Consider the following 13,204-nt stretch of genomic DNA (forward strand, 5'->3'; position numbering starts at 1 on the left):
GTGCCGGGCTGTCGGTGTCGCGTGCGATGCTCGGTGGTGTGGAAAGCAGGTCTGTCAGTCCGGTGTTCGTCGGTCGTGCCGACGAACTGGAGGTGCTGCACGAGGCGTTGGCCCGTGCGGCAGGCGAGGGTCCCGCACAGGCGCCCGGCGGCGGGGGAGCCGGGGGCACTGGCGGAGAGCCGCAGGCGTTGTTGCTCGGAGGTGAGGCCGGGGTCGGAAAGACGCGGCTGGTCGAGGAGTTCGCGGCGGCGGCCGAACGCGCGGGCGCGGTCGTCGCGCTCGGCGGCTGTGTCGAGATAGGCGCCGACGGGCTGCCCTTCGCCCCCTTCTCCACAGCCCTGCGCGCCCTCTACCGCAGACTCCCCACCGAGCTGATCGCCGCGGCGGCCGGTCAGGAGCAGGAACTGGCCCGGCTGCTCCCCGAGTTGGGCGAGACCCCACGCGCAGGGCACGACGAGGAGGGCACGGCCCGGCTGTTCGAGCTCACCGCCCGCCTCCTGGAACGCCTCGCCGCCGACCGCACGATCGTCCTCGTACTGGAGGACCTGCACTGGGCCGACGCCTCCACCCGCCACCTCCTCGCCTACCTGCTGCGCACCCTGCGCACCGGCCGCCTCGTCGTCCTCGCCACCTACCGCTCCGACGACATCCACCGCCGCCACCCGCTGCGCCCCCTCCTCGCCGAACTCGACCGCCTCCGCACGGTCCGCCGTATCGAACTGCGCCGTTTCAACCGCGCCGAGGTCGGCCACCAGCTCGCCGGTATCCTCGCCGCCGAACCCGACCCGACGCAGGCCGACGAGATCTTCGAACGCTCCGACGGCAACGCCTTCTTCGTCGAGGAACTCGCCGTCGCCGCCCACGACGGCGGCTGCGTCGGCCTCACCGACTCCCTGCGCGACCTCCTCCTCGTCCGCGTCGAGAAGCTCCCCGAGGACGCCCAGCGGGTCGCCCGGATCGTCGCCGCGGGCGGCTCCACCGTGGAGTACGCCCTGCTCGCGGCCGTGGCCCGGCTCCCCGAGGACGACCTCATCGAGGCGCTACGGGCCGCCGTCGGCGCCAACCTCCTGCTTGCCGCACCCGGCGGCGACGGCTACCGCTTCCGGCACGCCCTCGTCCGCGAGGCCATCGGCGACGACCTGCTCCCCGGCGAGTGCTCCCGTCTCAACCGCCGCTACGCCGAAGCCCTCGAAGCCGACCCCGCGCTCGTCCCCGCCGACGGCCGCGCCACCCGCCTGGCCAGCCACTGGTACCACGCCCACGACGCCGCCAAGGCCCTCCCCGCCGTCCTCGACGCCTCCGTCGAGGCCCGCTCCCGGCACGCCCACGCCGAGCAACTACGGCTGCTGGAGCGGGCGATGGAGCTGTGGGACGCCGCCCCCGACGCCGTACGCGCCACCCTGCGCCCCATCGACTACTCCGAGGTCTATCCGCCCTGCGGCTGCGACCCCGCCACCACCCCGCTGCGCTACCTCGACCTCATGGCCGAGGCCGCCGTCGCCGGACGACTGTGCGGGGAGCGGGAGCGGGCCCTTCGGATCACGCGGCGGGCGCTGGACCTGCTGCAGGAGGAGGACGACCCGCTACGGGCGGCCTGGTTCTGGGTCCAGCGGTCGTTGCTGGTCCAGGGGCTGGCCCGAGGCAACGGCTGGAAGGAGCTCGGCACCGCCCAGGAACTGGTGCGCGGTCTACCCCCGTCCGAGGTGCACGCCGAGGTCCTGACGATGGCCGCCGGCTGGTCCATGCTCCATGAGCCCGGCCCCGACGCCATGACGGCCGCCCAACGCGCCGTCGAGTACGCGTGCATGGTCGGCGCCGACGAGATCGAACTGACCGCGCGGCTCACCCTCGGCGGCCTGATGGTCGACTCGGGCGACGTCGAGGCGGGACTGGCCGAGCTTTATCAGGTCAGGAACCGGGTGCTGAGGGAACCCGGCGCCTTCGCCACGGTTCTGGGCAATGCCCTGGTCAATCCACCCTCGTTCCTGGAGGGCATCGGCCGCTCCCAGGAGGCGGTGACACTCCTCCACGAGGGCCTGGAGCTCGTCCGACGACTGGGACTGCGGGACACCGAGTCATGGCTGTGGGCGAACCTCGCCGAATCCCTGGAATCCCTCGGCCGCTGGAACGAGGCCGCCGAGGCCGCGCTGAACGCCCAGAGCATCGGCCACAACGCCAAGCCCCACGGTGTCGGGGCCGGCTACGGCGCCCGCATGGCGATCGCCCGCGGTGACATCGCCGAAGCCCACCGCCAACTGGCCGCCGCCCGCGCCCACTTCGGTACCCACGACCCCATGCCCCAGTACAACCTGCCGCTGTCCCGCAACACGATGGGTGTCGCCATCGCCGAGGGCCGTCTCCAGGACGCCCGCGCCGAACTGGTCCGTGTCCTCGACACCGGCTTCCCCATGGGCACCCAGCGCTATGCCTGGCCGCTGCTGCTCACCGCCGCCACCGCCGAGGCCGACGCCCTGGGGCTGCCGGGCGCCGAGCAGGGCCGCGCCGACGTTCTCGACCGGATCTTCACCGTGGTCAAGAAACTCACCACCGGGGCACCGATCTGGCTCGCCCACGAGCATTGGGTGCGTGCCGAACTCCAGCGCGCCGAGGGCGTGATGGCCCCCGACACCTGGTCCGACGTCGTCACCGCCTTCGAGCCCCTTGAACGGCCGTACGACCTCGCCCGCGTCCGGCACCGGCTCGCCGAGGCCCTGCTGGCCGACGGCACCGACGACCAGGCCCGCGACCGCGCGACGGAACTGCTGCGGCTGGCCGCCGCCGTCGCCGACCACCTCGGCGCCCGCCCCCTCGCCGACCAGGTCTCCCTCCTCGCCCGCCGCGCCCGCCTCACCCTCAGCCGCGCCCCCGAGCCCGCCCTCACCCCCACCGACCCCGTCGCCGCCCTGGGGCTCACCGGCCGCGAACACGACGTCCTCCGCCTCGTCGCCGCAGGCCGCACCAACCGCCAAATAGCCGAGGAACTCTTCATCTCCCCGAAGACAGCCAGCGTCCACGTCTCGAACATCCTGGCAAAGCTCGGCGTCTCGGGCAGGGGCGAGGCGGCGGCGGTGGCGCACCGACTGGGGCTTTTTCCGGCCGGGGCGGGGGAGCGACTGGCTGCGGGATGATGGGAACAGGCCGCGAACCGCAGGGGAGCCATGCAGTACCGGACCGAGTTCACCGAGCACGCCGCCGCCCAGCGCGACGCGCTCCCCGAGGACCGGCGCGAACTCCTGGAGCGAGGGCTCCAGAAACTGGCCGAGGACCCCTTCACACCCGTGTCCCGGGCCGTGAGCGGCGAGGACATCCGCGTGGTGTCCGGGGCATCAGGACTGACCGTGCACTACCCGGTCCACCGGGCTTTCCTGATCCCCATGCCCATGGCGAACCATGACCAGTCGCTGATCGACGACGAGTAGCCGCCGCCCGCCGCGACGCGGGCTCAAAGGGGGAGCACCGTGTTCAACGCCTTCGAGGAACTGTTCGCGCCCGGCCGCAAGCACACCCGTGACGAGCAGAACCGGCTGGAGCTGACCCGGGAGGACGTCGGGGACAACGACCCCGGGCGCGGGCCGATAGACCTCGCGTCCGGGAAGGTCGTCGTACGACCGCCCACGGCGGACCAGGAGGCTTCCGAGCCGGACCAGGTGGCTGAGGCGGACACCGGCGAGGAGTGAGACGCCCGGCTACTTCACCTCCAGCTCCAGGATCTTGTCGTCGCCGCTCTCCGGGGAGCCCCGGCCGTCGGTCTCGCTCGTCACCAGCCACAGCTTGTCGCCGCCGGCCGAGACGACCGTGCGGAGACGGCCGTACTCGCCCTCCAGAAAGGCCTGGGGATCGGCGGAAGGCTTGGTGCCGTCGAGGGGGATGCGCCAGAGGCGCTGGCCCCGCAGGCCGGCCATCCAGACGGAACCCTCCGCTATGGCGATGCCGCTGGGGGAGGCCTCGGCCACGTCCCACACCGCCACCGGGTCGACGTAGCCGGACTTGTCGCCCTTGCCCTCGACCTCCGGCCAGCCGTAGTTGCCGCCCGGCTGGATCTGGTTCAGCTCGTCCCAGGTGTTCTGGCCGAACTCCGAGGCCCACAGGCGCTGCTTGCTGTCCCAGGCGAGGCCCTGGACGTTGCGGTGGCCGTACGAGTACACGACGGAGTTGTCGAAGGGGTTGCCCGGGGCCGGCTGGCCGTCCGGGGTCATACGGAGGATCTTGCCGCCGAGGGAGTCCTTGTCCTGGGCCAGCGGGCCCTCGTACCGCTCCCCGGTGCCGGCGTACAGCATCCGGTCGGGGCCGAAGGCGATACGGCCGCCGTTGTGATTGGTGCCCTTGGGGATGCCGCGCAGGATGGTGTCGGGGGCGCCCAACTGCTCGCCCTCGGGCTTCTCGGGGTCGTACAGCATCCGCACGATCCGGTTGTCGGACTCCGAGGTGAAGTACGCGTAGATCATGTGGTCCGAGGCGTACTCCGGGGAGACGGCCAGGCCCATGAGGCCGCCCTCGCCGGCCGCGGCGACGCCCGGGACCTCGCCCAGCTCCGTCTTCTCGCCGGTCTTCTCGTCGATTCTGCTGATCGTGCCCTCGTCGCGGGAGGACACCAGGAGGCCGCCCTCGGGGAGGGGAGCGAGGCCCCAGGGGGTGTCCAGGTCCTCGGCGACGGTGCGGACCACCTTCACCGAGCCCTTCGCCGGGGGCACTTCTTCCGCCGCCTGCTCGGAGGGCGAGGCCGATGCCGCGCTGCTGCTCGGGGGCGAGCCACCGCTCGTGTCCGGTTGTTCTCCGTCGTCGGAGGAACAGCCGGTCGTCACCAGGAGCACGGCCGCGGCCAACACGGCCGTCACCACTCGACGTTGCGCCATCATGATCCCTTCGACGTGGAGCTTCTACTGTTCTTACACCGCCGGCGCCCCACAGGTTCCACCTCCGCCCGATCAAGAAGATTTTTCGGCTGCGACCCGGCAGTTGCCTGTTGTCCGCCCGCCGTTCGCCGCCGTGCTGGGCGAGCCGTTCCCTCAGTCCCAGGATCCCTGAGCCGGAGGAAGATCTTCCACCTCCGCCAGATCCTGGGCCGTCAGGCGCAGCGAGACCGCCCCCGCGTTCTCCGCCGCCCAGCGCTCGTGCTTGGTCCCCGGCACCGGCACCACGTGGGGACCCCGGGCCAGAAGCCAGGCGAGGGCCACCTGGGCCGGGGTCACGGTGTCGCCGTGGCGGGCCGCGACGCGGCGGAGGCCGGCGACTATGGGCTGGTTGGCGGCCATCATCTCGGCGGTGAAACGGGGATGGCGGGCGCGCATGTCGTCCGGTTCGAAACCCTCGCCGGGGGTCAGCGTGCCGGTGAGGAAGCCGTTGCCGAGGGGCATGGCGGCCAGGAAGCCGATGCCGCGGGCGGCGCACCAGGGGAGAAGGGAGTCCAGGGCCTCCCGCGACCAGACCGACAGCTCCGCCTGCACCGCGCTGACCGGAAACACCTGCTGGATCCGGCGGAGCCGGCGGATCGTCGCGTCGTACATGCCCGTGCCCGACCGGCGGCCCGCCCGCGCGCCCACCGCGCACAGGCCCAACGCCCGTACCTTTCCCGCCTGTACGAGCTCCGCCATCGCACCCCATGTCTCCTCGACCGGAACCTCGGGGTCCTCGCGGTGCAGTTGATAGAGGTCGATGACGTCGGTCTGCAGCCGCCGCAGCGAGGCGTCGCAGGCGCGCTTCACATAGCCGGGGCGGCCGTTGGCCACGATGTGCTGCTCACCCACCAGCAGGCCGACCTTCGTGGAGACGAAGGCGTCCCGGCGGCGCTCCTTCAACACCCGCCCCACCAGCAGCTCGTTGGTGAACGGGCCGTACATGTCGGCGGTGTCCAGCAGCGTCGTGCCGAGATCGAGCGCCCGGTGCACCGTCCGCAGCGACTCGTCGCCCCGTTGCCGCGACCCGGTGTACGCCCAGTTCATCGGCATGCATCCGAGTCCGACGGCCCCCACTTCGAGCGTCGCCGCGCCGATCGTCCTGCGCTCCACCTGGTCGTGACCCTCCCTCTCCTGGTCCCCCAACCTAACCTCTGCCGTTCCGGGCACCTGACATAGTCTCCGGAGCATGACTGCCGACTCCACCTCACACCGCACCCCGGACGTGACCGCCGACGTGTGGCTCCCCATCCCGCCGGACGACATCGACGGGCTCCCCGAAGGGCCCAACTACCTCTTCTGGGACGGAGGTGAGGACGGAAACCAGCCCTATCCCGGCGACCCGTCGGACTGCGTCCTGTACGTCGTGCCGTACATGAAGCGCTGGTCGGTGCGGGGCAACCCGCTGGAGCACATGCCGAATCTGAGTGTCATTCAGACGCTCACGGCGGGTGTCGACGACGTCATGGCGCGACTGTCGGTGGTCGCGCCGGGTGTCCGGCTCTGCAATGCGCGAGGAGTGCACGAGGCCAGTACGGCGGAGCTCGCGCTGACGCTCACGCTCGCCTCGCTGCGCGGCGTCCCCGACTTCGTACGGGCCCAGCAACAGGGGTTCTGGCAGGGCGGTTTCCGTCCGGCGCTGGCCGACAAGTCCGTCCTGATCGTCGGCTACGGCGCGATCGGCGCCGCCATCGAGGACCGGCTCGTACCCTTCGAGGTGGCGCGGGTGGCGCGCGTCGCGCGCTCTGAGCGCACCACGGCGCGCGGACCGGTGCACCCGCTCACCGACCTGCACTCCCTGGTGCCCGAGGCGGATGTCGTGATCCTGTCCACACCGCTCACGGAACAGACGAAAGGTCTGGTCAACGCCGATTTCCTGGCCCGTATGAAGGACGGGGCCCTGCTGGTGAACGTTGCCCGCGGAGCCGTCGTCGACACCAAGGCGCTCCTCGCCGAGCTGGACACAGGGCGCATCACGGCGGCGCTCGATGTCACCGACCCCGAGCCCTTGCCGCCCGGACACCCCTTGTGGAAGGCGCCGGGAGTACTCATCAGCCCTCACGTCGGCGGTCCCACGTCGGCCTTCCTGCCGCGTGCGAAAAGGCTGTTGGTGGACCAGTTGGAACGTTTCGTGAACCATCGGCCGCTGCGCAACGTGGTCCTTACGACAGCAGAGCCGGCGCACTTGTAATCCACTTCGGGCACCCTCCGCATCCCTTCGGAAGCGGTACGTGCTCGTATTGCCGCAGGTGGTCACGGAGCGTATGGGTACCCTGTCCCTGAGTGACGAGACTGGTGTATCGTCCGGGCAGGGGCTGCGCCGCGCACCGTTCGGCGCCGGGGACGGACTTGAGACTGCGAGGGGGGCGACGGGCGATGCACGGCCTATGGACGAACGATCCGACGCGGCGGAGCCGACGGAGGCCCTGGCGAGCTGCGACGCGGAGGCACCCGCACGGGAGTCACGGCGGCCACAGCGGTCACGGCAGGCACCTCAGGCACAGCAGCCCCAGAAAGCACACCCATCCCACGCACCGGGACCAGTGGGGCAGGGGATCGCTCACCGGGGAGATCCGGTGAGTCCCCGCCCGTCCTCCGCACCCACGCTGAGCCCCACGCCGAGGACGGCCAAGCCACTGCCCGGGGTGCTGCTGCCGGGCGGGCCGTCGCCCGAGCGCGGCGGCGCGAGCCTGCGGGCCCAGCTCGTCCTCGCCCTGCTGTGCGCGGCCTACGCCGTCGGTGCCGCGTTCGGCTGGGGCAATGAGCAAGTCGCCCTCGTCATGGGCGACTTCGGCCTCAGCGCCGCCGCGGCGACGGCGGCCGTCTCCTGCTTCCGCTACGCGCGCAGCCGCCGCAGCCGCTTTCGACCCGCCTGGCTGCTGTTCGCCCTGTCATCCGCCATGGCGGCGCTGGGCAACGGCGTCTGGGGGTGGTACGAGGTCGTCCTGGAGCGGCCCGTGCCCAACCCGAGCTACGCCGACCTGTTCTTCCTCTGCTTCGCGCCCCCCGCCATCGTCGGCCTGCTGGTGCTGGCCAAGAGGCCCGTGACCCAGGCCGGCTGGGTCTGCCTGGCACTGGACGCCTGGCTCATCGGCGGCTCCCTGGTCACGCTCTCCTGGAGCCTCGCGCTGGCCCAGACCGCCCAGCTCGACGACTCGGACACCGCGCACACCGCGCTCTCGCTGGCCTACCCGCTGCTCGACATCGCCCTGGTCAGCATGGTGCTCGCGCTGCACTTCCGCCGCTCCTCGATGCACCGCTCGGCGGTGAACACCGCGATCGGCGCGCTCGCGCTCACCGTGATGTGCGACGCCCTGTTCGCCTCACCCCTGCTGCACAACAGCTACCGCTCCGGCCAACTCCTCGACGCCGGCTGGTTCGCGGGCTCCCTGCTCCTCGCCTACGCCCCCTGGGCCGGCCAGCGGCATGGACAGCCCGAGGAAGAGCAGCACGCGCGCGTGGTCCACGAACACATCCCGGGACAGCGCCACGACGCCGACGGGCACCGGCACGACGCCGACGGGCACCGCCACGACGGCCCGCACGGAGGACACGTCCACGTGCCCCTCCAGGGAGGAGGTCACAGTCGGTATCCGGTCACGCGCCCCATCGCCGGATCCCTGGCCGCCCTCACTCCGTACCTGGCCGCCGCCGTCTGCACCCTGGGCATCCTCTACAACGTGCTCAACGGCCGCAGCGTCGACCGCGTGGTGCTCATCACCGCCTGCACCGTCGTGCTCGCGCTCGTCGTCCGCCAGGGCATCATGCTCCTCGACAACATCACCCTCACCCAGGAACTGGCCCAGAAGGAGAACCACTTCCGCTCCCTGGTCCAGGGCTCCAGCGACGTCATCATGATCGCCGCGCCCAGCGGCATCCTCCGCTACGTCAGCCCGGCCGCCGCCGGGGTGTACGGACGCCCCGCGGAGGAGCTCGTCGGCAAGGAGCTGGCGTCGATCATCCACCCCGAGGATCTCGGCTGCGTCGTCCACGAGGTACGCCGCTTCCTCGCCGCCAGCCCCGCCGAGGAGCCCACCACCCGCATCGAGTGCCGCTTCAAGTCCGGCGACGGCGGCTGGCTGAACGTGGAGTCCACGGTCAACCGGCACCACGGCGGCCTCATCTTCAACAGCCGTGACGTCACCGAGAGAGTGCGTCTGCAGGCCCAGCTGCAGCACAACGCCGAGCACGACCCGCTCACCGACCTGCCCAACCGCGCGCTGTTCACCAAGCGCGTCCAGCAGGCGCTCTCCGGCCGTCGCTCCTCCGACCGCGGCATCGCCCTGCGCAACACCGCGGTCCTCTTCATCGACCTCGACGGCTTCAAGGCCGTCAACGACACCATCGGACACCAGGCCGGGGACGAACTGCTCGTCCAGGCCGCCCGCAGACTCCAGGAGTCGGTCCGCCAGGGCGACACCGCCGCCCGCCTCGGCGGCGACGAGTTCGCGGCCCTCATCGTCGGCGACGGCTCCCGCGACCGGGCCGCCCGTGAACAGCACATCTTCGAGCTCGCCGACCGGCTGCGCGTCACCCTCTCCCAGCCGTACACCATCGACGGCAACGACGTCCGTGTGGCCGCCTCCATCGGCGTCGCCTTCGCCGAGGCGGGCCTCGGCGCGGGCGAGCTGCTGCGCAACGCCGACCTCGCCATGTACCGCGCCAAGGCGTCCGGCAAGGGCCGCGTCGAGCTGTACCAGCCGCAGATGCAGCAGGACGTCGTACGCAAGGCCGAGCTGGCCACCCGGTTGCGGGCCGCGCTGCACGACGGCGAGTTCCTGCTGCTGCACCAGCCGGTGGTCGAGCTGGAGACCGGCCGGATCTCGTCGGTCGCGACCGAGGCCCGCTGGCGCTCGTCCCAGGGGGTGCTGTTCACCCCCGCCGAGTTCCTGAGGGTCTCCGAGGACAACGACAAGACCGCCGAACTGGGCCGCTGGATGCTGGAACAGGCCGTCGAGCACGCCTCCGAGCGCCTAGTGAACGGCCTGCACGTCCCGGTCTCCGTCCGGATGAGCGCCCGGCGCCTGCTGGACCGCTCACTGCCCCCGGGCTCCCTGGAGACCCTGCTGACCCGCCACGGGCTCCCCTCCGGCTCCCTGGTCATCGAGCTGTCCGACACCGAGGTGAAGGGCTCCCTGGACGACCTGGAGCGCCGGCTGAGCCAGCTGCGGCGCCTCGGCGTCCGGGTCGCCCTGGACGGCCTCGGCAGCGGCCAGGCGGCCATCACGGCGCTGCGCCGCCTCCCCGTCGACGTACTGAAGCTGGACCGAAGCCTCGTCGAGGGGGTCGTGGAGTCCACCCGGCTGCACAAGATCACCAGTGGGCTGCTGCGCATCGCGGGCGACCTCGGGCTGGAGTCCGTGGCCGAGGGGGTGGACCTGCCCGAGCAGGTCGTCGCCCTGCGCGCGATGGGCTGCACCCACGGCCAGGGCGCCGCCTTCTCCGGACCGCTGGACGAGTACCGGCTGCGCCGGGCCCTGTCCACAGGGAACTATCCGGTGCCGCGCGGCCCGGCGGAACCCGCGTTCGCGGGAGGCGGGGCGGGGGTGTACACCAGTGGTGTGCCCGCTGTCTACGGAGGCGGAAGCGCCCTTCGCTCACATAATGAGACTCCTGTCCCACCAACTTGACACGCGGTGCGCGCCGGGGGGAGGGTCAGTGCCATGCGCACCCGAATTCTCGTACTTGGAAAGCGCGTCGGCTGAAGCTGGGTCCGACCGGAGGATGTTCCGGAACCCCCAGCGACCGTACCCGGCGCGCTCCCCTCGCTTGCCTCATGGCACGAGGGGTTTTTTGTTGCACGGGCACCAGTCAGACGTGAGCCGCACACCGTGCAAAACGGTGTAAACCTGTCGCACAAACCCTCGCTAAGAACCTCAGCATCGAGAAGAGAATGCCGATGACCGAGCAGGCCACCGGGGCCCACCATCCGCAGCCGCGGCCCCGATCCGGAGGACAGTCCACCCCCGTCGAGCACGTCACGGGTGCGCAGTCCCTCATCCGCTCTCTCGAGGAGGTCGGGGCCGAGACGGTATTCGGCATCCCCGGCGGCGCGATCCTCCCGGCGTACGACCCGCTGATGGACTCCACCCGGGTGCGCCATGTGCTCGTCCGCCATGAGCAGGGCGCCGGTCACGCCGCGACCGGTTACGCGCAGGCCACCGGCAAGGTCGGCGTCTGCATGGCGACCTCGGGACCCGGCGCCACCAATCTGGTGACGCCGATCGCCGACGCCCACATGGACTCGGTGCCGCTGGTCGCGATCACCGGCCAGGTCGCCTCGAAGGCGATCGGCACGGACGCCTTCCAGGAGGCGGACATCGTCGGCATCACCATGCCGATCACCAAGCACAACTTCCTGGTCACCAAGGCCGAGGACATCCCGCGCACCATCGCGCAGGCCTTCCACATCGCCTCCACCGGCCGCCCCGGCCCGGTCCTGGTCGACATCGCCAAGGACGCCCTCCAGGCCCGTACGACCTTCAGCTGGCCGCCCACCACCGACCTGCCCGGCTACCGCCCGGTGACCAAGCCGCACGCCAAGCAGATCCGCGAGGCCGCCAAGCTGATCACCGCCGCCAAGCGGCCCGTCCTGTACGTCGGCGGCGGTGTCATCAAGGCGCGGGCGACCGCCGAGCTGAAGGTGCTCGCCGAGCTGACCGGCGCGCCCGTCACCACCACCTTGATGGCGCTCGGCGCGTTCCCCGACAGCCACCCGCAGCACCTGGGCATGCCCGGCATGCACGGCTCCGTGGCCGCCGTCACGGGACTGCAGAAGGCCGACCTGATCGTCGCCCTCGGCGCCCGCTTCGACGACCGCGTCACCGGCAAGCTGGACAGCTTCGCCCCGTACGCCAAGATCGTCCACGCGGACATCGACCCGGCCGAGATCGGCAAGAACCGCGCCGCCGACGTGCCGATCGTCGGTGACGCCCGCGAGGTCATCGCCGACCTGATCCAGGCCGTGCAGAAGGAGCACAGCGAGGGCAACCGGGGCGACTACAGCACCTGGTGGAAGGATCTCGACCGCTGGCGCGAGACCTACCCGCTCGGCTACGACCTGCCCGCCGACGGCTCGCTCTCCCCGCAGCAGGTCATCGAGCGGATCGGCCGGCTCGCCCCCGAGGGCACGATCTTCGCGGCGGGCGTCGGCCAGCACCAGATGTGGGCCGCCCACTTCATCCAGTACGACAAGCCCGCCACCTGGCTGAACTCCGGCGGCGCCGGAACGATGGGGTACGCGGTCCCGGCCGCGATGGGTGCCAAGGCCGGAGCCCCCGACCGTACGGTCTGGGCGATCGACGGCGACGGCTGCTTCCAGATGACCAACCAGGAGCTCACCACCTGCGCCCTGAACGGCATCCCGATCAAGGTCGCGGTCATCAACAACGGCGCCCTCGGCATGGTCCGCCAGTGGCAGACCCTGTTCTACAACCAGCGCTACTCGAACACCGTCCTGCACTCCGGCCCGGACGACGTCAACCCGAACGCACGCGGCACCCGCGTCCCCGACTTCGTGAAGCTGTCGGAGGCCATGGGCTGCTACGCGATCCGCTGCGAGTCCCCGGACGATCTCGACAAGGTCATCGAGGAGGCGAACTCGATCAACGACCGCCCCGTCGTGATCGACTTCATCGTCCACGAGGACGCGATGGTGTGGCCGATGGTCGCCGCTGGCACCTCCAACGACGAGATCATGGCCGCCCGGGACGTCCGCCCCGACTTCGGCGACAACGAAGACGACTGAGAGCCGTAGGTAAAGGAAGCAGACCATGTCCAAGCACACGCTCTCCGTCCTGGTGGAGAACACCCCCGGCATCCTGGCCCGGATCGCCGCCCTGTTCTCCCGCCGCGGCTTCAACATCGACTCGCTCGCCGTCGGTGTCACCGAGCACCCGGAGATCTCCCGCATCACCATCGTCGTGAACGTGATCGAGGAGCTCCCCCTGGAGCAGGTGACGAAGCAGCTCAACAAGCTCGTCAACGTCCTGAAGATCGTCGAACTGGAGCCGGGCGGCGCGGTCCAGCGCGAACTGGTTCTGGTGAAGGTGCGCGCCGACAACGAGACGCGCTCCCAGATCGTCGAGATCGTCCAGCTGTTCCGCGCCAAGACCGTCGACGTCTCCCCGGAGGCCGTCACCATCGAGGCCACCGGATCCAGTGACAAGCTGTCCGCCATGCTGAAGATGCTGGAGCCGTTCGGCATCAAGGAACTGGTCCAGTCCGGCACGATCGCGATCGGCCGTGGTGCCCGTTCGATCACGGACCGGTCGCTGCGCGCACTCGACCGGTCGGCGTAGGGCGCATTCGGG

At 71.0% G+C, this 13,204-nt stretch carries 9 protein-coding genes; 7 read left to right on the forward strand and 2 right to left on the reverse strand.

The annotated features are described in order from the left end of the window. The first annotated feature begins 26 nt into the window (after positions 1–26). The 3 genes from STRIP9103_RS01770 to STRIP9103_RS01780 are packed head-to-tail and all read left to right on the forward strand — an operon-like array spanning position 27 to position 3,677. Entirely contained in the window at positions 27–3,128 is a 3,102-nt protein-coding gene (locus tag STRIP9103_RS01770) for a helix-turn-helix transcriptional regulator (RefSeq protein WP_063747251.1), read from the forward strand. 30 nt (positions 3,129–3,158) lie between these two features. After that, positions 3,159–3,419 carry a type II toxin-antitoxin system RelE family toxin gene (locus STRIP9103_RS01775; RefSeq protein WP_009295290.1) on the forward strand — a complete coding sequence of 87 codons (261 nt, stop codon included), beginning with the start codon at positions 3,159–3,161 and terminating at the stop codon, positions 3,417–3,419. A 39-nt stretch (positions 3,420–3,458) separates the two neighbouring features. Beyond that, complete coding sequence (locus STRIP9103_RS01780; RefSeq protein WP_009295283.1) at positions 3,459–3,677, forward strand: DUF6191 domain-containing protein; 219 nt, start codon at positions 3,459–3,461, stop codon at positions 3,675–3,677. A gap of 9 nt (positions 3,678–3,686) precedes the next feature. Here STRIP9103_RS01780 and STRIP9103_RS01785 read toward each other — a convergent pair whose 3' ends face one another. Then, positions 3,687–4,856 carry a PQQ-dependent sugar dehydrogenase gene (locus STRIP9103_RS01785; RefSeq protein ID WP_048819517.1) on the reverse strand — a complete coding sequence of 390 codons (1,170 nt, stop codon included), beginning with the start codon at positions 4,854–4,856 and terminating at the stop codon, positions 3,687–3,689. Between the two features lie 150 nt (positions 4,857–5,006). Beyond that, positions 5,007–6,005: an aldo/keto reductase gene (locus tag STRIP9103_RS01790; RefSeq protein WP_009295294.1), complete on the reverse strand. Its 999-nt coding sequence runs from the start codon at positions 6,003–6,005 to the stop codon at positions 5,007–5,009. Positions 6,006–6,081: 76 nt separating this feature from the next. Here STRIP9103_RS01790 and STRIP9103_RS01795 point away from each other — a divergent pair, with 76 nt between their 5' ends. From STRIP9103_RS01795 to ilvN, 4 genes are all read left to right on the forward strand, one after another. After that, a complete protein-coding gene (locus tag STRIP9103_RS01795; protein WP_009295296.1) occupies positions 6,082–7,083 on the forward strand; it encodes a 2-hydroxyacid dehydrogenase in 1,002 nt (333 codons plus the stop codon). 385 nt (positions 7,084–7,468) lie between these two features. Beyond that, on the forward strand, positions 7,469–10,522 hold the full coding sequence (locus STRIP9103_RS01800; RefSeq protein ID WP_009295298.1) for a putative bifunctional diguanylate cyclase/phosphodiesterase: 3,054 nt from the start codon (positions 7,469–7,471) through the stop codon (positions 10,520–10,522). A gap of 269 nt (positions 10,523–10,791) precedes the next feature. Then, on the forward strand, positions 10,792–12,639 hold the full coding sequence (locus STRIP9103_RS01805; RefSeq protein ID WP_181800323.1) for an acetolactate synthase large subunit: 1,848 nt from the start codon (positions 10,792–10,794) through the stop codon (positions 12,637–12,639). Between the two features lie 25 nt (positions 12,640–12,664). Further along, on the forward strand, positions 12,665–13,192 hold the full coding sequence (ilvN, locus tag STRIP9103_RS01810) for an acetolactate synthase small subunit (RefSeq protein WP_009295292.1): 528 nt from the start codon (positions 12,665–12,667) through the stop codon (positions 13,190–13,192). Positions 13,193–13,204 lie beyond the last annotated feature (12 nt).

The organism is Streptomyces ipomoeae 91-03, from assembly GCF_000317595.1.
Taxonomy (GTDB): Bacteria; Actinomycetota; Actinomycetes; order Streptomycetales; family Streptomycetaceae; genus Streptomyces; species Streptomyces ipomoeae.